The 22,384-nt window shown below is 66.0% G+C and carries 16 protein-coding genes and 1 pseudogene; 10 read left to right on the top strand and 7 right to left on the bottom strand.

The window, feature by feature from the left end; all coding sequences use genetic code 11:
* Positions 1-33 precede the first annotated feature (33 nt).
* The 3 genes from BLS85_RS03300 to BLS85_RS03290 form a co-directional block, all read right to left on the bottom strand.
* Complete coding sequence (locus BLS85_RS03300) at positions 34-945, bottom strand: LysR family transcriptional regulator (protein ID WP_425438459.1); 912 nt, start codon at positions 943-945, stop codon at positions 34-36.
* Between the two features lie 226 nt (positions 946-1,171).
* Complete coding sequence (gene trxB / locus BLS85_RS03295; RefSeq protein WP_092781965.1) at positions 1,172-2,116, bottom strand: thioredoxin-disulfide reductase; 945 nt, start codon at positions 2,114-2,116, stop codon at positions 1,172-1,174.
* A gap of 199 nt (positions 2,117-2,315) precedes the next feature.
* Positions 2,316-2,939, bottom strand: a complete 624-nt coding sequence (locus tag BLS85_RS03290; RefSeq protein WP_092781962.1) for a peroxiredoxin — start codon at positions 2,937-2,939, stop codon at positions 2,316-2,318.
* 380 nt (positions 2,940-3,319) lie between these two features.
* Between BLS85_RS03290 and BLS85_RS03285 the strand changes: the two genes are divergently transcribed.
* The 3 genes from BLS85_RS03285 (at position 3,320) to BLS85_RS03275 (ending at position 7,025) form a co-directional block, all read left to right on the top strand.
* The gene (locus BLS85_RS03285; RefSeq protein WP_092781959.1) at positions 3,320-3,808 is read left to right on the top strand and encodes an Lrp/AsnC family transcriptional regulator; all 489 of its coding nucleotides are present in this window, start codon (positions 3,320-3,322) and stop codon (positions 3,806-3,808) included.
* Between the two features lie 52 nt (positions 3,809-3,860).
* On the top strand, positions 3,861-6,041 hold the full coding sequence (uvrB, locus tag BLS85_RS03280; protein ID WP_092781956.1) for an excinuclease ABC subunit UvrB: 2,181 nt from the start codon (positions 3,861-3,863) through the stop codon (positions 6,039-6,041).
* A 210-nt stretch (positions 6,042-6,251) separates the two neighbouring features.
* The gene (locus BLS85_RS03275) at positions 6,252-7,025 is read left to right on the top strand and encodes an SDR family NAD(P)-dependent oxidoreductase (protein ID WP_092781953.1); all 774 of its coding nucleotides are present in this window, start codon (positions 6,252-6,254) and stop codon (positions 7,023-7,025) included.
* Positions 7,026-7,185: 160 nt separating this feature from the next.
* Here BLS85_RS03275 and BLS85_RS03270 read toward each other — a convergent pair whose 3' ends face one another.
* Positions 7,186-7,809 carry a LysE family translocator gene (locus tag BLS85_RS03270; protein WP_092781950.1) on the bottom strand — a complete coding sequence of 208 codons (624 nt, stop codon included), beginning with the start codon at positions 7,807-7,809 and terminating at the stop codon, positions 7,186-7,188.
* An 18-nt stretch (positions 7,810-7,827) separates the two neighbouring features.
* Positions 7,828-9,063, bottom strand: coding sequence for a phosphoglycerate dehydrogenase (serA, locus tag BLS85_RS03265; RefSeq protein ID WP_092781947.1), 1,236 nt, complete (start codon positions 9,061-9,063; stop codon positions 7,828-7,830).
* A gap of 108 nt (positions 9,064-9,171) precedes the next feature.
* Here serA and BLS85_RS03260 point away from each other — a divergent pair, with 108 nt between their 5' ends.
* Together BLS85_RS03260 and BLS85_RS03255 are read left to right on the top strand one after the other, a co-directional pair.
* Positions 9,172-9,642 (top strand): RidA family protein, encoded by a 471-nt coding sequence (locus BLS85_RS03260; protein ID WP_092781944.1) that lies wholly within the window; start codon positions 9,172-9,174, stop codon positions 9,640-9,642.
* Positions 9,643-9,730: 88 nt separating this feature from the next.
* Entirely contained in the window at positions 9,731-10,936 is a 1,206-nt protein-coding gene (locus BLS85_RS03255) for a GNAT family N-acetyltransferase (protein WP_092781941.1), read from the top strand.
* 59 nt (positions 10,937-10,995) lie between these two features.
* Here BLS85_RS03255 and BLS85_RS03250 read toward each other — a convergent pair.
* A pseudogene (locus BLS85_RS03250) lies at positions 10,996-12,017 on the bottom strand (IS1595 family transposase).
* Between the two features lie 233 nt (positions 12,018-12,250).
* Between BLS85_RS03250 and BLS85_RS03245 the strand changes: the two are divergent.
* The 5 genes from BLS85_RS03245 (at position 12,251) to BLS85_RS03225 (ending at position 21,512) form a co-directional block, all read left to right on the top strand.
* Positions 12,251-14,158, top strand: coding sequence for a sensor histidine kinase (locus tag BLS85_RS03245; protein WP_092781938.1), 1,908 nt, complete (start codon positions 12,251-12,253; stop codon positions 14,156-14,158).
* Between the two features lie 110 nt (positions 14,159-14,268).
* Positions 14,269-15,156 (top strand): glycine--tRNA ligase subunit alpha, encoded by an 888-nt coding sequence (locus BLS85_RS03240; RefSeq protein ID WP_092781935.1) that lies wholly within the window; start codon positions 14,269-14,271, stop codon positions 15,154-15,156.
* 3 nt (positions 15,157-15,159) lie between these two features.
* Positions 15,160-17,400 carry a glycine--tRNA ligase subunit beta gene (glyS, locus tag BLS85_RS03235; RefSeq protein ID WP_092781932.1) on the top strand — a complete coding sequence of 747 codons (2,241 nt, stop codon included), beginning with the start codon at positions 15,160-15,162 and terminating at the stop codon, positions 17,398-17,400.
* Positions 17,401-17,406: 6 nt separating this feature from the next.
* Positions 17,407-20,091 carry a pyruvate, phosphate dikinase gene (ppdK, locus tag BLS85_RS03230; protein WP_092781929.1) on the top strand — a complete coding sequence of 895 codons (2,685 nt, stop codon included), beginning with the start codon at positions 17,407-17,409 and terminating at the stop codon, positions 20,089-20,091.
* A gap of 149 nt (positions 20,092-20,240) precedes the next feature.
* A complete protein-coding gene (locus BLS85_RS03225; RefSeq protein ID WP_092781926.1) occupies positions 20,241-21,512 on the top strand; it encodes an aminotransferase class V-fold PLP-dependent enzyme in 1,272 nt (423 codons plus the stop codon).
* Between the two features lie 6 nt (positions 21,513-21,518).
* On the opposite strand, the gene BLS85_RS03220 is transcribed toward BLS85_RS03225, so the two are convergent.
* Positions 21,519-22,289 (bottom strand): N-acetylmuramoyl-L-alanine amidase, encoded by a 771-nt coding sequence (locus BLS85_RS03220; protein WP_092781923.1) that lies wholly within the window; start codon positions 22,287-22,289, stop codon positions 21,519-21,521.
* Positions 22,290-22,384: the final 95 nt, after the last annotated feature.

Raw genomic sequence — 22,384 nt, 5'->3', positions numbered from 1 at the left:
TCGCGATCCGGTCCAGATCGCTCGGGATTGGCTCTAGAACCGCCGCTGGGCCAGTTCGCGGATCAGGAAGTCGCGGAACACCTCGACCTTCTTGGAGTGGCGCAGTTCCTCGGCATAAACGAAGTAGATCGTCACCTCGGGGCCGCGCAGGTCGGGCAACACCTTCACCAGGTTCCCGGCCTCCAGGCTGAAATAGTCCGGTAGTGCGGCGATGCCCAGGCCGCTCTGCACCGCGCGGAACATGCTGTAGATGTTGTTGACGCGCAGCACGGGCTTGCGCGGCTTGGCGGGATCGGCCCCGGCTTCGATCAGCCAGTTCATGCGTTCCACGGGGGGGCGGAACTTTTCCCCGTAGATGATGATGTTGTGATCGTCCAGGTCTTCCGGCTTCTGCGGAATGCCGTGCTGCTTGATGTAGTCCGGCGCCGCGAAGCAGTGGTAATGCATGGTGATGAGCTGGCGCTTCACCAGATCCGGCTGGCGCGGCGGCATGAAGCGTAGCGCGACATCGGCCTCGCGCATGGCCAGATCGAGTTCGCCGTCGTTCAGCACGATGGTCAGGTCGATCTCGGGATAGCGTTCCAGGAATCGCTTGACCCGGGGCGTCAGCCACAGGGAGCCGAAGGCCACGGTCGTGGTGATGGTCAAGGGACCCTCGGGTCGCTCCCGCGTTTCACCCAGCTTGGCTTCGACCATGGCGAGCTTGGCGAACACCTCGTGGACGGTGCGGTACAGCATCTCGCCGGCTTCGGTGGGGATCAGGCCCCGGGCGTGCCGGTGAAACAGGGTGACCCCAAGACTCTCCTCGAGCCCGCTGATCTGACGACTGACGGCTGACTGGCTGAGGTTCAGGGCCTCCCCCGCGTGGGTGAAGCTGCCGGCGTCCGCCACCGCGTGAAACACGCGCAGCTTGTCCCAATCCATCGCGCCTCCACGCGCTGGCATCGCCGTTCCTCCCTGGTCCCCCGGGGTTGGCCCCGGTGTTGCCGGCCCGGACGGGAGTCCGCGCCCATTGTCCGCTCGGGAGGGGCCTTGGCTCCAATGCAGGCGGCCCATCCCGGCGCAACGAGCCTAGTCGATGCGGACGCCCGGGGGAAGCACAAGCGGGCCGGGGGCGCGGATTCTCCCGCAAGCCTCCCCCGGTGCGTCCGCTCGGGGATCGAGATGCCGGTCAGGCGCCGTTGGTGACAAGGAAACGATCCGCCTCCAGCGCGGCCATGCAGCCCGTCCCCGCCGCCGTCACCGCCTGACGGAATACATGGTCCTGCACGTCACCGGCGGCGAACACACCCGGCACGCTCGTCGCGGTGCTGTCCGGCGCGGTGACGAGATAGCCGGTCTCGTCCATGTCGAGTTGGCCGGTGAACAGTTCGGTGTTGGGCTTGTGACCGATGGCGATGAACACGCCGTCGACGGCCAGATCGGACAGTGCTCCCGTCTGGACGTCGCGCAGGCGCACCCCGGTCACGCCTGGCGGCATGCCGCCGCCCAGGATCTCGTCCACGACGCTGTTCCAGCGCACCTCGACCTTGGGATTGGCGAACAGGCGTTCCTGCATGATGCGCTCGGCGCGCAGGCTGTCGCGGCGGTGCACCAGCGTGACCTTGCTGGCGTGGTTGGTCATGTAAATCGCTTCCTCGACGGCCGTGTTGCCGCCGCCGATCACCGCCACCGCCTTGTTGCGGTAGAAAAACCCGTCGCAGGTCGCGCAAGCGGACACGCCCATGCCGGAGTACGTCCGCTCGCTGTCCAGGCCCAGCCACTTGGCGCTGGCGCCGGTGGCGATCACAAGCGTGTCCCCGATGTAGGTGTCGCCGGAATCGCCGGTGCAGACGAACGGCCGCTTCGACAGATCGACGGAGACGATCACGTCATCGAAGATGCGGGTGCCCACGTTGGCGGCCTGGGCGCGCATCTGTTCCATCAGCCACGGCCCCTGGATGGGATCGGCGAAGCCCGGGTAGTTTTCCACGTCGGTGGTGATGGTCAGCTGGCCGCCCGGTTGCAGGCCGGCGACCATGACGGGGTCCAGGCTGGCACGCGCCGCGTAGATGGACGCGGTGCAGCCCGCCGCGCCGGAGCCCACAACCAGGACCTTGGTCCGATACTCTGCCATTGTTGCTTTCCTTATGGAGTGGCGCCCGAATTCCACCGTCGCCGCGCGCGGCCGGCGGTGTCCTCGGGGCGCGTTCAGTCATATGCAGGAGTCATAATAAACAGGCGGAATCGGGTCAAAGGAAACGGGGCGCCCCCATGGGAGCGCCCCGTCCGTTGTCCAATCCGCCTTCCGTCAAGGCGGGTTTGCGCGACTGGACTCAGAGTTCGTCGGCGTGCTCGGACAGGAACTTGGCGACACCATCCGGGGTGGCTTCCATCCCGGCGCCGCCCTTCTTCCAGCCGGCCGGACAGACCTCGCCGTGCTCCTCGTGGAACTGAAGCGCATCGACCATGCGCAGCGTTTCGTCCACGTTGCGGCCCAGCGGCAGGTCGTTGATGACGTAGTGACGAATGTTGCCGGCCTTGTCGATCAGGAAGGAGCCGCGCAGCGCCACGCTGTTGTCCAGCAGCACGCCGAAATCGCGCGAAATGTCCTTGGTCAGGTCGGCCACCATGGGGAACTTGACGTGTCCCAGGCCGCCGTCTTCCGGCGGGGTCTTTTTCCAGGCCAGGTGGGTGAAGTGGCTGTCGATGGAAACACCGACCACCTTGACGCCCCGGGCCTCGAACTCGGCCATGCGGTGATCGTGGGCCAGGATTTCCGACGGACACACGAAGGTGAAATCCAGCGGCCAGAAGAACACCAGGGCATACGAGCCGCCGATGTAGGACTTGAGATTGAAGGCGTCATCAATGCTATTGTCGCCCATGACGGCCGGCGCGGTGAAGTCTGGCGCCGGCTTGCCGATCAGGTTGCCGATGGTCTCCGCAGTCTCGGTCATGATGTCTCTATCTCCCTATCAGGATCGGTGCCTCGGGTGCCGACATGCACCGTGTGATCTCTTGGCGTTTTCTCACCGGGCCATGCGGCCTCCGGCTCCGGGGCGGTCGTCGCCGAACCAGAGCCACCCTGTCGCCGCGCCCTTTGTTTAGAACGGTTCCAACATAGCGACAGATGGCGGAAGCGCAACCCCCAACCGGCTTCGGGCCGCCATGATTCCGCATCCGCATCGCTTACATGGGCATCCTACCGCCGGATGCCAGCGGACCGGGCGTCTGACCGAGACGTTTGCGTGACGAAGCGATTATCCATTGCGCCACGGTTCGGTGGCTTGTAATTTCATTTCACATCTTTTTCCCCACTCTCGACCCCTCGGCTCGCATGCACCGTGTGAAACTGGACCATGTGGACAGGTCCATCCTGGCCGATCTGCAATCTGACGGACGCATGACCAACGTCGAACTGGCCAAGCGTGCGGGGATTTCGGCACCGCCCTGTCTGCGCCGCGTGCGCGCGTTGGAAGAGGCCGGGTTCATCAAGGGGTATCACGCCGAAGTGGATGCCCTCGCCCTCGGCTATCATGTCACCGTTTTCGCCCATGTCGGGCTGAACAGTCAGGCCGAAACCGACCTGAAGGCGTTCGAGGCCCTGGTGCGGGAATGGCCGGAAGTGCGCGAGTGCCACATGCTGGCCGGCGAAACCGATTTCCTGCTCAAGATCGTGGCCCATGACTGGGATCACTATCAGCAGTTCCTGACCAACAACCTGACGGCGGCGCCCAACGTGGCGCACGTGAAGTCCGCGCTGGGCATCCGCACCGCCAAGATGGAACCGGGCGTGCCCATCGAGCGGCTGGAGACGGCGCCCTGATTTTCCTGGGGAGGCCTTGGCGGGCGTGGCCACGACGCCTATTCTGGGGGCCATGAGTTCCAGCGCCGCGCCCCTCATCCTGCCTGTCTATGAACGCCAGCCCGCCGGGCCGCGCGCGGAATTTCGCTTGGCCTCCGACTATGTTCCCGCTGGCGACCAGCCCAAGGCCATCGCCGAACTGAGCGGCGGCGTCAGCGGGGGCGAGCGCGATCAGGTCCTTCTGGGTGTGACCGGCTCCGGCAAGACCTTCACCATGGCCAAGGTGATTGAGGCGGCGGGCCGCCCGGCGCTCATCATGGCGCCGAACAAAACGCTCGCGGCCCAGCTTTACGGGGAGATGACGCAGTTCTTTCCCGAGAACGCGGTGGAGTATTTCGTCTCCTACTACGACTACTACCAGCCCGAGGCGTATGTCCCGAAGACGGACACCTACATCGAGAAGGACTCCAGCATCAACGAGCAGATCGACCGCATGCGCCACGCGGCGACGCGGGCGCTGCTGGAACGCCGCGACGTCATCATCGTGGCTTCGGTGTCCTGTATCTACGGCATCGGCGCCGTCGAGTCGTACTCTCGGATGGTCATCGGTCTGCGCAAGGGGCAGGAGATCGACCGCGACGCCCTGCTGAAGGGCCTCGTCGAGTTGCAGTACACACGCAACGATATTGCGTTTACGCGTGGCACCTTCCGGGCGCGCGGTGATGCCATCGAGATCTTTCCGGCGCACTACGAGGATCGGGCATGGCGGCTGTCGCTGTTCGGCGACGAGATCGAGGACATCGCCGAGTTCGATCCCCTGACCGGCGCCCGCACGGCCGGCCTTGGTGAAGTGACGGTCTATGCCGCCAGCCACTATGTGACGCCGCGCCCCGCCCTGTCGCAGGCGGTCAGGACCATCAAGGTCGAACTCAAGGAACAACTGGAGGCCCTGCACGCCGCCGGCAAGTTGCTGGAGGCCCAGCGCCTGGAACAGCGCACGATGTTCGATTTGGAGATGATCGAGACCACCGGGCACTGCAAGAGCATTGAGAACTACAGCCGCCACCTGACCGGCCGGCCGCCCGGCGCGCCGCCGCCGACGCTGTTCGAATACCTGCCCGAGGACGCCCTGTTGTTCGTGGACGAAAGCCATGTGACCGTTCCGCAGATCGGGGGCATGTTCAAGGGCGACTTCCAGCGCAAGAGTACGCTGTCGGAGTATGGCTTCCGGCTGCCGTCGTGCGTGGACAACCGACCGCTGAAGTTCGAGGAATGGGACGCCATGCGGCCCCCGTCGGTCTACGTCTCGGCCACGCCGGGCGCCTGGGAGCTGGAGCGCACGGGGGGCGTCGTCGCCGAGCAGGTCATCCGTCCCACGGGTCTGATCGATCCGGTGTGCATCGTCCGCCCGGTTGAGCATCAGGTGGACGACCTGCTGGCCGAGGCGCGGGACTGCGCCGCCAAGGGCCAGCGCGTGCTGGTCACCACCCTGACCAAGCGCATGGCCGAGGACCTGACCGAATACCTCGCCGAACAGGGCATCCGCGTGCGCTACATGCATTCCGACGTGGACACCCTGGAGCGCATCGAGATCATCCGCGACCTTCGCATCGGCGCCTTCGATGTCCTGGTGGGGATCAACCTGCTGCGCGAGGGCCTGGACATCCCGGAATGCGCCCTGGTGGCCATCCTGGACGCCGACAAGGAGGGCTTTTTGCGCTCCAAGACTTCGCTGGTCCAGACCATCGGCCGCGCGGCGCGCAACGTGGACGGCCGGGTGCTGCTGTACGCCGACAAAATCACTGAAAGCCTGCGCTACGCCATCGACGAAACCAACCGGCGGCGCGAAAAGCAACAGGCTTACAATGCCGAACACGGCATCACGCCGGCCAGCGTGCGGGCGCGCATCTCCGATGTGCTGGAGAGCGTGACCGAGAAAGACTATGTCACCGTGCAGGCCGGCATGGCCGAGGAGCAGCACCTCATCGGTCACAACCTGCGCAGCTATATCGCCGACCTGGACAAGAAGATGCGCGCCGCCGCCGCCGACCTGGAGTTTGAGGAGGCCGCCCGGCTGCGCGACGAAATCCAGCGCCTGGAGGCCATGGAACTGGGCGTGGCCGGGGCCGGGGAGGGCGAGGGGGCGAATCCGTTGCTGGCCTCCGTGCGTCGGGCGGAAGCCGACACTAAGGGCGGCAAGGGCAAGGGGCGGCGCCGCAAAGGCCCCGCCAAGACGGGCCGGCCGGCGCGGTGACCGCCGCACGGTCGGGCCTGTTCGGTGGCGCGTAGACAAATACAAGAATCATCCCTGGCCGAACGTCATATGCCGATCCACCAGATTGTCGCAAAGCATGGAAAATCGTATGCATTCCCCGTGGGCAGCCGGCTGGGGGGCAGTCGGGGGTCTTCGGACCCGCCCCGCCGGTCGCTCGTCCGGCCAAGCCCTTAAGTCACGAGGTCTTTCGTGACACGTCGCCCTGCCGTTCCTTCCCGTATTCTCATCACCGGCGCGTCCAGTGGACTGGGCGCCGTGCTGGCTGTTGTATACGCGGCGCCCGGCGTGTCCCTGGTGCTGGGCGCGCGGCGCCTTGACCGGCTGGAGTCGGTCGCGGAGGACTGCCGCAAGCGCGGCGCGGCGGTCGAGATCGCCCGCATCGACGTGACCGACCGCGAAGAAACATCCGCCTGGGTCAGGGCGGCCGACGAGTCGGCGCCCCTGGACCTGCTCATCGCCAACGCCGGCATTTCCGGCGGCACCGGCGGGGGTGAGGAGCCGGAGGACCAGACCCGCGACATTTTCGCCGTGAACCTCGCCGGGGTGCTGAACACCGTGCAGCCGGTCCTGTCGACGATGCGCACGCGCGGCCGGGGGCAGATCGCCCTCATGGCGTCGATTGCCGGGTTCCGGGGCTTTCCGGGCGCGCCCGCCTATTGCGCCAGCAAGGCGGCGGTGAAGGTCTGGGGCGAGGGCCTGCGCGGCTGGCTGGCGGCCGACGGGGTGCGGGTGTCGGTGATCTGCCCCGGCTACGTCCGCACGCCGATGACCGACGCCAACCGCTTTCCCATGCCGTTCCTGATGGACGCCGACCGGGCGGCGGACATCATCCGGCGCGGGCTGGCGCGCAACAAGGGGCGCATTGCGTTTCCGTGGCCGATGGCGTTCGCCGGTTGGCTGGCGGGTGCCTTGCCGGATGCCCTCGTGGACCGACTCACACGGGGATTTCCGCGCAAGTCCTGATCATTCGGAGACCGCCTGATTGAGTCCCTGGCGGTGGCCGGCGGCCCGTAGGTTGGGGTGAGGCGCATCGCGCCAAACCCCAACTTCGCGGCCGATGTTGGGGTTCGCTACGCTCACCCCAACCTACACATTTTTTCGAATGGATCATCCGGGCTTCGTATCACGCCGCGCGTCGGCTCAACGCCAGCCAGACCCCGCCGCCGATCAGGAACGAGCCCGAGATCCGCTCCAGCCAGCGCACGTTGCGGCGCGACAGCAGCGCCCCGGTCTTGCCAGCGGCGACCGCATAGGCCCCATCCAGCAGCAGCGCCACCACCATGAACGTCAGGCCCAGCAGCACGACCTGGACGGCGGCATTGCCCTCGGGGCTGACGAACTGCGGGATGAAGGCGCCGAAGAACAGCAGCGCCTTCGGGTTCGACCAGATCACCAGGAACCCCTGCCACGCATAACTAGCATGGGATCGCGCCGACACGGCTTCCGCCTGTCCCAGCCGCCCGTCCGAACGCCACATCTTCACGCCCAGCCAGATCAGATAGGCCGCGCCCACCAGCCGCAGCACATCAAAGACGACTCCGGCCTGGGTGACGATGGTCTCCAGCCCGGCGGCCAGCACGCCGACCATCAGGATCAGCCCGGCCTGGGTGCCGGCGACGTTCATCAGCCCGGCCATGGGACCGGCGCGCAGGCTGTTGGCGATGATGACCGTCACCGTCGGGCCGGGGACGACCACGATCAGGGCGGAGGCGGCCACATAGGCCAGCCAGGTGGTCAGGTCGAACACGAAAGGCTCCCTTGGAGTCTACAGCAGGAATCGGGTCCGAACGGTCCCCGGAATGGCCGCAAGGGCCTTACGGATGCCCATGCCGGCTTCGATTTCCTGATCAACGTCCACGACGACATAGCCAATGTCACTGTCCGTGCGCAGGTATTCGCCGGCGATGTTGATGCGTCTCGACGAGAAAATATCGTTGATGGCACTAAGAACACCCGGGACGTTCTTGTGTATGTGCATAAAGCGGCTGACGTTCTCCTGACTCGGCAGCGAGACCTCAACGAAGTTGACCGCGCCGGTTGTCGAGCCATTGTCGGAGTACTTCACCAGTTTTTCGGCCACCTCGGTGCCGATATTGGCTTGGGCCTCCATGGTCGAGCCGCCCACATGCGGTGTCAGGATGACATTTCGCAGGCCCCGCAGCGGCGATTCGAACACATCGTTGCCGCCCTTGGGCTCCTTGGGGAACACGTCCACCGCCGCCCCGGCCAGATGATCGGTGCGCAGCGCGTTGGCCAGGGCGTCGATGTCCACGACGTTGCCGCGCGCGGCATTGACGAGAAACGAGCCGGGCTTCATCAGGCCCAGTTCCCGCGCCCCGATCATGTCCTTGGTCAGGGGCGACGAGGGCACATGCAGGCTGACCACGTCGGCGGTTTCCAGCACGGCGTCGAGGGAGGGCAGGGCGGCGGCGTTGCCGATGGCCAGCTTCTCGACGATGTCGTAATAGACGACGTGCATGCCCAGCGCCTCGGCCAGCACCGAAAGCTGCGAGCCGATATGGCCGTAGCCGACGATGCCCAGGGTCTTGCCGCGCACCTCGTGGCTGCCCTCGGCGGTCTTTTCCCAGCCGCCGTCGTGCGCCGCCCAGGCTTTCGCGAACGTTCCCCGGAACAGGCAGATGATCTCGCCCAGCACCAACTCGGCGACCGAGCGGGTGTTGGAATAGGGCGCGTTGAAGACCGGAATGCCCTGAATCTTGGCCGCCTGCAGGTCCACCTGATCCGTTCCGATGGAAAAGCAGCCTATGGCGATCAGCTTTTCGGCTGCCGCCAGTGCATCCACCGTGACCCGGGTGCGCGAGCGGATGCCGAGAATGTGCGTGTCGGCCAGGGCGTCCTTCAGGGCATCCCCCGACAACGCGGTGCTCAGGTGGGTGACGTTGGCATAGCCCTGCCGATCGAGATACTCGACGGCATTGGAATGGACATTCTCCAGCAGCAGGATCTTGATCCTGTCCTTGGGCAGAGAGAGCTTGCTCACGGCGGGCGGATCCCCAAGTCTGTGGACGAACGGCGCGGCCCGGCATTTTCCGGGCCGGCCCACGCCTGACGTACCATACAGCAGCCACGCGAAGCGAAGGGGTTTTTCATGCCTGGACAGATCGAGGACCGCCTGACCGCCTTGGGCATCACGCTGCCGGAGGCCACGGCACCGGTGGCCAACTACGTGCCGTCCGTGCGAACCGGCAATCTGGCGGTGATCTCGGGGCAAATCCCGCTGTCCGACGGCAAGCCGGCCTTCACCGGGTTGCTGGGCCGCGACCTGTCGCTGGAGGAGGGACAGGCCGCCGCCCGCCTGTGCGGGGTTAATCTGATCGCTCAACTCAAGGCGGTGTGCAACGGCGACCTCGAACGGGTGACGCGGATCGTGCGTCTGGGCGTGTTCGTGGCGGCCACACCGGACTTCACCGATCACCCCAAGGTTGCCAACGGGATCTCCGACCTGATGGTCGAGGTGTTCGGTGACGCCGGCCGCCATGCGCGCGCCGCCGTCGGCTGTGCCTCGCTGCCCCTGGGCGTACCGGTGGAGGTGGACGCGATGGTCGAGGTGGCGGACTGACCGGGGCCGCGCGGGCCCTTGGTGGCGGGCGGTGTCGGGCCCACATGCTGTCGCGGAGACACCATCCGGAGACAGAGTCCGCGTGCCCATGACACCGCATGACACGGCCCCCCGTGAGACAGAGACCCCGTCCTACGCCGTTGCCGTTCTGCCCGGCCTGTCGGGTGTGGACGCGGCCCAATGGGATGCCTGCGCAGGCGGAGATAATCCATTCGTCTCCCATGCCTTTCTGTCGGCGCTGGAGGACTCCGGCTCGGTCGGGTCGGGCACCGGCTGGCGCCCGCAGCACTTGCTGATCCGCGATGGTCACGGTCGGCCGCTGGCGGTGGCGCCGCTGTACCTGAAGAGCCATTCCTACGGCGAGTACGTGTTCGACTGGAGTTGGGCCAACGCCTGGCATCAGGCCGGGGGGCAGTATTACCCCAAGCTTCAGGGCGCGGTGCCGTTCACGCCGGTGACCGGGCCGCGCCTGTTGGTGCGGCCGGATGCGCCGGATCCGGACGCGCTCCGTCGCGCCCTGCTGGTGGCGATGGTGGAACTGGCCGACCGCGCCGGGCTGTCCAGCATCCACGTCACCTTCCCCACCGAGGGTGAGGCGACCTTTGGCGAGGAGATGGGCTTTCTGCGCCGGCAGGGCCAGCAGTACCACTGGGAAAACCCAGGCTACCGCGACTTCCAGGATTTTCTGGACACACTGGCCTCACGCAAGCGCAAGGCCATCCGCAAGGAACGCGACCGGGCCAACACACAGGGCGTGGCGCTGCGGGCGCTAACCGGCGGCGACGTGCGATCCCGGCATTGGGACGCCTTCTTCCGCTTCTACATGTCAACGGCGGATCGAAAATGGGGCCAGCCCTACCTGACCCGCGACTTCTTCCACCTGTTGGGCGAGCGCCTGGGCGACCGCGTGGTTCTCATCATGGGGACCGAGGATGCCACCGGCCGCGACGTCTGCGGCGCGCTCAACCTTCGGGGCGGCGAGTCGCTGTACGGGCGCAACTGGGGTTGTCTGGCCGACTATCGGTTCCTGCATTTCGAGGCATGCTACTACCGCGCCATGGACCACGCCATTGCGCACGGCCTGCGCTGGGTCGAGGCCGGGGCCCAGGGCGAGCACAAGGTGCAGCGCGGCTACCTGCCCCGCGCCACACACAGCCTGCACTGGATCGCTGATCCGGGGTTTCGCGATGCCGTCGCCCGCTTCGTCGAGCAGGAACGGCAGATGGTGGGCGAGGACATGGCCGCACTGACGGCTTTCGGCCCTTACCGGAAGGGTGAACGCCCGGCGTCGTAGGCCGTTCGGGAAGAAGACCGGTCATGGTCTTCAGCCAACGTCAAAGCGTGCCTATCCGGTTAACGCACGCACCCCCTACATGTAGGGTGCACCCATTGACCGGAATATAGCTCGGCGAAGGTCGGGGACTCGACACCGCCAGCGATGCCGAGCAGCGAGCGGAAGGCGTTGAACGGGTAGAAGCGGCGGTTGAACCGGAACGTGAATTCGTTGAGGTAGGCTTGCAGATGCTTGGCGCTGACCCCGTGATGGATGCCGTTGAGCCACGTCTTCAGGTTCGAGAAGACGAGATGGATGATCGGCAGGAACTCCTCGGCCACCTCCGGGTCACCGCATTCAGCAATCGCGTGGTGGTCGTAGCCCCGCTTCCTCAGGCTGGCATACCCGTTCCAGTCGTCGGTAATGATCAGCGTCCCCGGCATGACGGCAGCCTCGACAAATCCGGTCAACGATTCGGCGCTACGGTCTTCGACGATGGACAGTCGGACGCGACCGGCATAGCGACCATCCTTTCGCTTGTCCTGCGCCGTGCCCGGCCCCCGGTGGCGAACTTCGACGGCCGCGGCCACCAGCGTCTTGTGGTGGACGCCACGGCCTTCGCCGCGCGTGCGGCCTCCAACGTAGGCTTCGTCCACCTCAACATGCTCCCCAGCCCTGCCGCCAATCCGGTCTTGGTCAGGGCGCACCATACCCGCCCGGAGCTTATGCAGAATGCCAAAGGCGGTTTCATATCGCGTCAGGGGCCAAGCTGCCGCTGAAACTGAACCGCAGACATGCCCTGCGTCTGGCTGGCGACCAAATAGGCCGCCCAGAACCATACGCTGAGCGGCGTGTGGCTGCGCTCCATCACGGTGCCAACCAGAAGCCCGGTCTGACGGCGGCAGGTCCGACATTGCAAGATGCCCGGTCGCGTGGCGATACGAAACGGCTCAGCGACAACGCCACAGTGCGGGCACACGAAACCCTCTCTCCAACGGGCCTTTTCCAAGTAGGCGGCGCACGCCGCGTCGTTGGGAAACAGTCGTTGGAACTCCGGAAGGGATTCCGGGAACGGAAGTTCGGCTTGGTCGAGGACGTCCATGGTCGCTCCGTATCCGCTTCATGCAGAAACCCTGCGCCGGGGACGGGTATGCGTCAAGCGAATACGCGGGTGTATCTAGATGTAGTAGGTGTCTGCCCTAACCGGATAGGCACGCGTCAAAGGTATGAGCTGTAACAATAATTCGCACCGAATTGATTGCAGTCGTTAGGTTGATTTCTGATGTCGGTTGCTCTACGCATTCGCGATCAACTGAATAAAGGCAAGAACCCCTCATGCCTGTCCTGGCTCTTGATGGAGACATCTCGCAGTTGCGTATGCTCGTGGATGCCGTCCCCGTGCCGTGCGCTATAACGACGCGGGCCGAAGGGCGCTTCCTGGCCCGGAACAGGCATGTTGAGGCCCTGTTGGGCATTCCGGAAGACAAGAAGGACTCCGATCTCCGGGCGACCCAACTCTATGCCGATCCCGGACTTCGCGCGACGTTCCTGGAGCACATCGCCCGGGATGGAGGCCTTCGTGACGCGGAGTTTCCTGTTGTCTGCTTAGACGGCACGCGGATCGACTGCATCGGCTCCTTCCAGGCGGCCACATGGCAGGGCGAGGATATCCTGGTGACCTGCATCATCGACGTCACCCGCCACAAGGGAACCGAGCAGGCGTTGCGCGCCAGCGAGGAGAAATTCCGCGAGATCGCCGAGAACACCAGCGATGTGATCTGGCATGCCGCCCCCGACCTCTCCCTGACGTACATCGGAGGCGGCGCGGCCCTGATCGACTGGCTCGGCACGCCGGAGCTGCTCGGGCGCAACGCGCTGGAATTGTGCGCTCCAGAAAGCATCCCGGCCCTGAAATCAGCTTGGATGGACCGCATCGCCCGGGAATGCGCGGGCGAGCAAACCGGCCGGGCCTGCCACGAAATGCGGCTGCTCAACGCGAGGGGTGAGCGGCTGTGGGTTGAACTGACGGTCTATCCGCATCGCGACTCCGAGGGGCGGCTGTCGGGCTATTTCGGGGTCATGCGGGACATTTCGGAACGCAAGCGCGCCGAGGACGCCTTGCGGCACAGCGAAACCCTGTTCCGCCAGATGTTCGACGCCAGCCCGGTCTCCGAACTGCTCGTGGATCCGGCGTCGTTCGTGATCGTCAACGCCAATGCCAGGGCCGCCAGCTTTCACGGTCATGAGCCGGCGGCCCTGGCGGGCCTGTCCCTGGGCGACCTGATCATGCCGTCCGGCTCGGATGACTGCGATCCTCTGGCTCTCCTGCGCGAGGCCGCCAAAGAACACGGTGGGCCGGTCGAGTTGACCCATCGGCGCGCCGACGGGTCGCTCCGTCGGATGTCCGTTCATGTCGGGGCGCTGGATGTCTCCGCGCCGGATGGGACCCCGCGCCGATACCTGAACCTCAGCCTGTTCGACGTCACCGACCGGGAGCGGTACGCAGTAGCGCTGGAGCACCGCAACGCCGACCTGCGCGACTTCACCGCCGCCGTCTCTCACGACCTGCAGGAACCCTTGCGTCTGGTGACCAGCTTTCTCGGCCTGCTGGAACGTCGCCTTGGCGACCGACTGGGGGACGATGAGCGCGAGTTCATCGGTTTCGCGGTCGATGGCGCCACCCGCATGCGATCCATGATCCACGGCCTGCTGGACTATGCCCGGCTGGATTCCCGTGCGCTGGAGCCGCAACCGGTTGCCCTGGAGGAGGCCATGGCACTCGCGATGGGCACGTTACGTGCTGTCCTGTCGGAGGCCGATGCAAGCCTTCGCGTGTCGGATCCGCTGCCGACGGTCATGGCTGACCGCCGGCAGATCACGAGTCTGTTTCAGAACCTGATCGGCAACGCGGTCCGCTACCGGCGTCCCGATGGAGACTGCATCATTACGGTATCCTGGGAACGGCACGAAGATTCGGTCACCGTCAGCGTGAGCGATACCGGCATTGGCATCGATCCCAACAACCACGAGCGGGTCTTCGGCGTGTTTCAGCGCCTGCGAAAGACAGGCGACGAGGCGGACACCGGTACCGGCATGGGCCTGGCCATCTGTCGGCGTATCGTCGAGCGTCATGGCGGCCGAATTTGGCTGGAGTCTCCTGGCCAGAACCAGGGTGCGACGTTCCGCTTCACCCTGCCGCTGGCGGTTCCGGCGGCGACCACCGCGGCGCCGAACGTGGTATGACAAAGCAATGACGCGGAACCCGCCGCGTCACCCCCGGCTTGACCGGTCCCGGGGGCGCCGCTAGCGTGCCCGCGCCACACTGTCGATTTTTCCGCGCCAGCGAGACCTCCATGAACCACGCCGCGCCCGCCGCGCCGCCCAGTTTCCAATCCCTGATTCTCCGGCTCCAGTCCTACTGGGCCGATCAGGGATGCGTGATCCTTCAGCCCTACGACATGGAGGTCGGCGCCGGCACCTTTCATCCGGCCACGACGTTGCGTGCCCTGGGGCCGGAGCCCTGGAGCGCCGCCTACGTGCAGCCGTCGCGGCGGCCGACGGACGGCCGTTACGGCGAAAACCCGAATCGCCTGCAGCACTATTACCAGTTCCAGGTCATCATGAAGCCCTCGCCGGCCGATGCCCAGGAGCGCTATCTGGGTAGCCTGCGGGTGCTGGGCATCGACCCGCTGAAACACGACATCCGGTTTGTCGAGGACGACTGGGAAAGCCCGACCCTGGGCGCCTGGGGCTTGGGCTGGGAGGTTTGGTGCGACGGCATGGAGGTCTCGCAGTTCACCTATTTCCAGCAAGTGGGCGGGTTCGACTGTGACCCGGTGTCACTGGAACTGACTTACGGGCTGGAGCGGCTGGCGATGTACATCCAGGGCGTCGAGAACGTCTATGATCTTGATTTCAACGGCGCCGGCGTGACCTACGGGGACGTGTTTCTCCAGGCGGAGCGGGAATACTCCGCCCACAATTTCGAGCACGCGGATCCCGAGGCCCTGTTCCGGCACTTCGCCGACGCCGAAGCGGAATGCGCCCGGCTGCTGGACGCCGGTTTGGCGTTGCCCGCCTATGACCAGTGCCTGAAGGCGTCGCACCGGTTCAATCTGCTGGACGCGCGCGGGGTGATCTCCGTGACCGAGCGAGCCGCCTACATCGGCCGCGTGCGCGCCCTCGCCAAGGGCTGCGCGGCCGGCTGGCTGAAAAGCCGTGGCTTCGGGGCGGAGGGCTGAGCCATGGCGGAACTGTTGCTGGAGCTGTTTTCCGAGGAAATTCCGGCGCGCATGCAGCGCCGCGCCGCCGACGACCTGCGCCGGCTGGTGACCGACGGCCTGACCAAGGCCGGGCTGACGTTCGACGGTGCCCAGGCCTATGCCACGCCGCGCCGGTTGGCGCTGGTGGTGGACGGCCTGCCCCTTGCCCAGCCGGACACCCGCGAGGAGCGTAAGGGGCCGAAAGCCGACGCCCCCGATAAGGCGATCCAGGGTTTTCTGGGCTCGGTCGGCCTGACCCGTGACCAGGTGGAGACCCGCGCCACGCCCAAGGGGGCGGTCTTGTTCGCGGTCATCGAGCATAAGGGGCGCCCGACCCACGAGGTTCTGCCGCGCCTTCTGTATGAGGCCATCATCGGTCTGCCGTGGCCCAAGTCCATGCGCTGGGGTGCCGGTTCCCTGACCTGGGTGCGACCCCTGCATCACATCCTGGCGGTGTTCGACGGCCAGACCCTGGACGGCGGCCTCAGCCTGGGTACGACGCCCGGCGCCCGGCCGGACGGATCGGGGCCGGCCGTGCCCGTCGGCTTCATTGAGGACCCCAAGACCGCGTCGGCGGACATGCCGGTCCTGGCGTTCCAGTCCGGCACGCCCGGGCATCGCTTCCTGGCGCCGGACCTGTTCCGCGTTGCTGGGTTCAACGATTACCGCGACAAACTGCGCGCGGCCCATGTCGTGCTCGACGCCGCCGAGCGCGCCCACCTGATCCACGAACGCGCCGAGGCTCTTGCGGAGGCGGAGGGGCTGCGCCTGCGGCCAGATCCCGGGCTCCTGGACGAGGTGGCCGGACTGGTGGAGTGGCCCGAGGTGCTGATGGGCCGACTCGACGAGGCCTTCATGGATGTGCCGCCCGAGGTGCTGACCACCGCCATGCGCGGCCATCAGAAGTATTTCAGCCTGGAACACCCGGACGGCCGTCTGGCGACCCGGTTCATCCTGGTGGCCAACACCTCCGGCGATGACGGTGGCGCCCGGATCGTCGCCGGGAACGAACGCGTCCTCCGCGCCCGCCTGTCCGACGCCCGGTTTTTCTGGGATCAGGACCGCAAGACGGCACTGGCCGATCGGGTCGATCTGCTGCGCCATCGGGTCTTTCACGCCCGGCTCGGCACGGACCATGACCGGATGGAGCGGATCCGGGGGCTGGCTCGCCATCTCGCCGACGCCATCCCGGACGCCAACGCGGACAACTGCGACCGCGCCGCCCTGTTGTGCAAGGCCGACCTGACCACCGGCATGGTCGGCGAGTTCCCGGAATTGCAGGGCCTGATGGGCCGGTATTACGCTGCGCATGACGGCGAGCGCGCGTCCGTCGCCGACGCGATCGCCGAGCATTATGCTCCCGTCGGCCCGACCGACCAGTGCCCGACCGCCCCGGTTTCGGTGGCCGTCGCCCTGGCCGACAAGATCGACACTCTGGTCGGCTTCTGGATGATCGACGAAAAGCCCACCGGTTCGCGCGATCCCTTCGCGTTGCGCCGGGCGGCTCTGGGCACTATTCGCCTGATTGTCGAAAATCAACTTCGCATCGGCCTCATGGACGTCTTCAGGGTTGCCCGAACCGCCTATCTGCATCAGGTTCGGGGAGCGGTGCAGGAAGAACTCCGGCAGGCGGGCGCGGATGGGGAGCATGCGACCACGTCCAGGATGGACAGAAACTGGTCGGAAGCCGTTCTTGATGATCTGCTGGGGTTCTTTGCCGACCGCCTGAAAGTCCACCTGCGGGATCGGGGTGTGCGGCATGATCTGGTCGCGGCTGTCTTCGCGCTGGGCGGCGAGGATGATCTGCTCCGACTTCTCGCACGTGTGGACGCGCTGGCCAAATTCGTGGACAGTGATGACGGGTCTAATCTTCTGGTCGCCTATCGCCGCGCCGCCAACATCGTCAGAATCGAGGAACGCAAGGACGGGGTGCGGTACCAGACACAGGATGTCAGCGCCGATCTTTTGCGGACAGACGAGGAACGCGCGCTCTTCGCGGCTCTGTCAGACACCGCCACCGCGACCGCACAGGCCGTTCAGGCCGAGCGTTTCGAAGACGCCATGACATCGCTGGCATCCCTGCGCCAACCGGTGGATGCCTTTTTCGAAACCGTGACCGTCAATGCCGATGAACCATCCCTGCGGCGCAATCGTTTGCGACTTCTGTCGCGTATCGAGCTGGCCATGAGTACCGTGGCCGACGTCTCAAGAATCGAAGGGTGAGGGAACATGTCGAAGTGGGTCTACTTCTTTGGTGACGGTCAGGCCGAGGGCCGCGCCGACATGAAAAACCTGTTGGGCGGTAAGGGCGCCAACTTGGCTGAAATGAGCTCCCTGGGCGTTCCCGTCCCGGCCGGCTTCACCATTACCACCGAGGTCTGCACGTATTACTACGAAAATGGCGAAACCTATCCCGCCGACCTTAAGCAGCAGGTGATGGACTCGCTGAAACAGATCGAGTCGATCATGGGGGCCAAGTTCGGCGATCCTGACAACCCGTTGCTGGTCTCGGTGCGCTCCGGCGCCCGCACCTCCATGCCCGGCATGATGGACACGGTCCTCAACCTGGGTCTGAACGACACCACGGTTCAGGGCTTGATTAAGCTGTCCGGCGATGCCCGCTTCGCCTATGACAGCTACCGTCGGTTCGTGACCATGTATTCCGACGTGGTCCTTGGCGTGGATCACTATCACTTCGAGGAAATCCTTGAATCGCTCAAGGAAGACAAGGGTTACACCCTGGACACCGAGGTGACGGCCGAGGACTGGAAGCATCTTGTCGGGGTCTACAAGGCCAAGGTGCTGGAGCAACTCGGCACGCCGTTCCCCGAGGACCCGGTCGAGCAGATGTGGGGCTCCATCGGCGCCGTGTTTGGAAGCTGGATGAACCAGCGCGCCAAGACCTACCGGCGCCTGCATCATATCCCAGGGCACTGGGGCACGGCCGTTAACGTGCAGGCCATGGTGTTCGGCAACATGGGCGACGATTCGGCCACCGGCGTCTGCTTCTCCCGCGACCCGTCCACCGGTGAGAACGCCTTCTACGGCGAGTACCTGGTCAACGCCCAGGGCGAGGACGTTGTGGCGGGCATCCGCACGCCGCAGAACATCTCCATCGCCGGTAAGGAAAAGAACAACTCCGATCTGCCGGCCATGGAAGAGACCATGCCGGTCATTTACAAGGAGCTGGTCGCAATCCGTGATCGTCTTGAGGTCCACTACAAAGACATGCAGGACATGGAGTTCACCATCCAGAAGAACAAGCTCTGGATGCTCCAGACCCGCAACGGCAAGCGCACGGCGGCCGCCGCGCTGAAGATCGCCGTGGACATGTGCAACGAGGGCCTGATCGACAAGGAAACCGCCATCCTGCGCGTCGCGCCGGAACACCTGGATCAGCTTCTGCACCCGACGCTGGACCCCAAGGCGCCGCGCGATCTGCTGGCCCACGGTCTGCCGGCGTCTCCGGGCGCGGCCTCCGGTCAGGTGGTCTTCACCGCCGACGAGGCCGAGGCCTGGGCGCAGAAGGGCAAGAAGGTGGTTCTGGTGCGCGTCGAAACCTCCCCGGAGGACATCGGCGGCATGCACGTCTCCCAGGGTATCCTGACGACGCGCGGCGGCATGACCAGTCACGCCGCCGTGGTGGCCCGCGGCATGGGCGTGCCCTGTGTCGCCGGCGCCGGCGAAATCCGTGTCGACTACCGCGCCAAGACGCTCACCGTGGGTGACCGGGTGGTCAAGGAAGGCGACATCATCACCCTGGACGGCGCCAAGGGCGATGTCTTCCTGGGCGAGGTTCCGACCCTGCAACCCGAACTGAGCGGCGATTTCGCCGACCTCATGTTGTGGGCCGACAAGGTCCGTCGCATGAAGGTTCGCGCCAACGCCGAGACCGCCGAGGACTGCGGCACCGCGCGCAAGTTCGGCGCGGAGGGTGTGGGCCTGTGCCGCACCGAGCACATGTTCTTCGATCCCAAGCGCATCATCCACATCCGCCAGATGATCCTGGCCGAGGACGAGGCCGGCCGCCGGGCGGCGCTGGAGCATCTGCTGCCCTACCAGCGCCAGGACTTCGTCGAGGTCTTCACCATCATGCAGGGCCTGCCGGTGACCATCCGTCTGCTGGATCCGCCGCTGCATGAGTTCCTGCCGCACTCGGAAAACGAAATCGCCGACGTCGCCGCGTCGGCCGGCGTGGACGCCGCGACCGTCAAGAGCCGCGTCGCCATGCTGCAGGAGGCCAACCCGATGCTCGGCCATCGCGGTTGCCGCTTGGGCATCACCTACCCCGAGGTCTATGAGATGCAGGCCCGCGCCATCTTCGAGGCGGCCCTGGAAGTCTCCGAGGCGTCAGGCGAGACGGTTCTGCCGGAGATCATGATCCCGCTGGTCGGTTCGGTGAAGGAACTGGAGCCGATGCGCGCCCTGGTGGATCGCGTGGCGGAGGAAACCTTCACCGCCAAGGGCCAGCGGATCGAATACCACGTCGGCACCATGATCGAACTGCCGCGCGCCTGCCTGCAGGCCGCCCAGATCGCCGAGCACGCCGAGTTCTTCAGCTTCGGCACCAACGACCTGACGCAGACGACGCTGGGTATGTCGCGCGACGACTCCGGCCCGTTCCTGGAGGTCTATGCCCAGAAAGGCATCTACCCGCGCGATCCGTTCCAGAGCATCGACGTGGACGGTGTCGGCGAAATGGTTCAGATCGCCGCCGAACGCGGCCGAAAGACCCGCCCGGACATCAAGCTGGGCATCTGCGGCGAACACGGCGGCGATCCAGACTCGATCCACTTCTGCGAGACGGTGGACCTGAACTACGTCTCCTGCTCGCCGTACCGGGTGCCCATCGCCCGACTGGCGGCGGCGCAGTCCGTGCTGCTGAAAGGCAAGGAGGCCGAAAAGGACCGGTGATGGCCTGAGCGGTCACCGGCCGGTTGGCGGCCAAACGGCAAGGGACCCGCCTGGCTCTGGCGGGTCCCTTGGGTTTTGCGCCGGCCCAGCGGCGGAACGGGGGCTCTTTCCTTGGCTCCGTCCTGGGCCGACACAACGGGAAAACGAGAATGATAAACTCCAGGCCGGGCCTGCTGGATGCGGTGCGCGCGCGCTTCGCCCATGTCGACGTCTGTCCCTTTGAAGGGCCGCGCGTGTTTTTCGAGAACGCGGGCGGGGCGCTGACGCTCAATTCGGTGGTGGAGACCTCCGCGCGGCTCGCCGCCATTCCCGACAATCAGGGACGGGACAACCCGGCCTCGCGCGCGCTCGTGTCGCTGATCGACAAGGGCCGGGAGGACATGCGGCTGTTCTTCAATGCCCCCGCCGGCAAGGTCTTTGTCGGTGAAAGCGGCACCGAACTGCTGTTCCGGCTGATCCGTGCCGCGTGCGTCGGTGCGCCGCCGGGTCGGGTGCTCGGCAGCACTTTGGAGCATCCCGCGACGCGCAGCGCCGCCCGGCACTGGGCCGAGGTCACGGACCGGCCGCATGTTCTGGTGGCCCACGACGCCCCGACCGGGAGTGTCGACGCGGCTGCCTACCGTCCACAGATCACGGCCGACACGCGCGTGGCGACGATCCTGCACACCTCGCCAGTGACCGGCATGGGTGTGGATGTGGCCGCCATCGCCGCCGAGATCCGCGCGGTCGCGCCGGACTGCCTCATCATCGTGGACGGCATCCAGCATGCCGCGCACGGCCGCATCGATATCGCCGGATATGACATCGACGGCTATGTGATCTCGCCTTACAAGGTGTTCTCGCGGCATGGCTACGGGGTGGCCTGGGTGTCTGATCGCCTGGACGTGCTGCGACACGAACACTTGATCGGCGCGCCCGGGGCGCCGTGGGAATTGGGCACCCGCGATACCGGCGCTTACGCCACCTTCTCGGATGTCGTGGACTATCTTGATTGGCTCGGCGGCGAGGTGTCGGAGGCCACCGACCGCCGCGCCCGGATCGTGGCCGCCGGAGAGGCGATCCACGCCCACGAGCAAGCCCTGACCGAAGCCATGATCCACGGCACCGGCAACCTCAAGGGGCTGGCCGACATGCCGTCGGTCACGATCATCGGCGGGGCCGAGAACCCGTTGCGGGAAGGGCTCGTGTCCCTGAGCGTGGACGGCCTGGCGGCCGTCGACGTGGTGAGCGCGCTACGCCACCGTGGCATCCGTACCTACACCCGCAAGGCCGATCACTACTCGGCCAACGTTCTGGAGCCGCTGGGACTCGCCGGCGCCATCCGGGTCTCGCTGTGTCACTACAACACCGTGGCCGAGGTGGCGGCGTTCCTGCAGGCCATCCGCGAGATCACCGAGGAAGGGGCTGCGCTTTCCGGCTGATCCGTCCTACGTGACGTAGGCGCTGTGAACGAACCCGACCTTCCGCGGATCGTCCGGTATGCAGACCTTCCACCACACCGTGCCGCATTCCAGCACGACCAGCACGGTGTCGGCGGGCAGGGGGCCCCAGGACAGCTTGTCGAACTCTACCCCCGGTCCACCCCGGACGTTCAGGGCGCTGGCGGTCACGGTGGCGCGCTCGCCGTCCTCGTCGTCGTCATACAGGGCGTTCAGGACCTGACAAGCGGTGGTGACCTGCGCTGCGGCCAGATCCTGCTTACGGGCGTGGGCGGTGGCGCGGTCGGCCGGGTTGGACCCGAAGAACGGCTCCGTCAGGATCGACGGCCGCGCCCCCATCTGCGAAAGATTGTGCGCACCCCGGCCGCCGCTGGCCTCGTGCGGCGTCTTGACGCCCCGGTCCTTCAGCCCCAGGACATCGACCGTGGCGTCCTGGATGGCCTCGGCCAGAACCTTGGAGGCGGCGGTCAGATACAGCGTCTCGGTGCCGGTGGCTCCGGGGCCGGCGGCATTGAAATGCAGTTCCATGGCGGCGTCCGCGCCCCACGCCCGGGCCCGCCGGTAGGCCCCCCGCACGCCGCCGTCATCGCGGGTGAACACCTCCACCGCCAGGGCATCGGCCAGATGCTCTTCGGCATGCGCCTTCATCCGCGCGGCAAGGTCACCGTTCCAGTCGTATTCGCTCTGATTGATGGGCGCGCCGGCGAAGGCGCCGACGCTGGTGCGCGTATGTCCCACGACAATGGCCAGCTTTTTCATGGGGGTCCCCCCTGATTGCGGGATAGAGGTCTGCGCCTCATCGGCCCTGATACGGTTTTCGGTTCAATCGTTCGCGCCCGTAGGGCGGCGGGCCG

This window comes from Rhodospira trueperi, from assembly GCF_900101965.1.
GTDB classification, from domain to species: Bacteria; Pseudomonadota; Alphaproteobacteria; order Rhodospirillales; family Rhodospirillaceae; genus Rhodospira; species Rhodospira trueperi.
The sequence above is the reverse complement of the archived record's forward strand: the minus strand, read 5'-3'. Positions and strand labels throughout refer to the sequence as shown.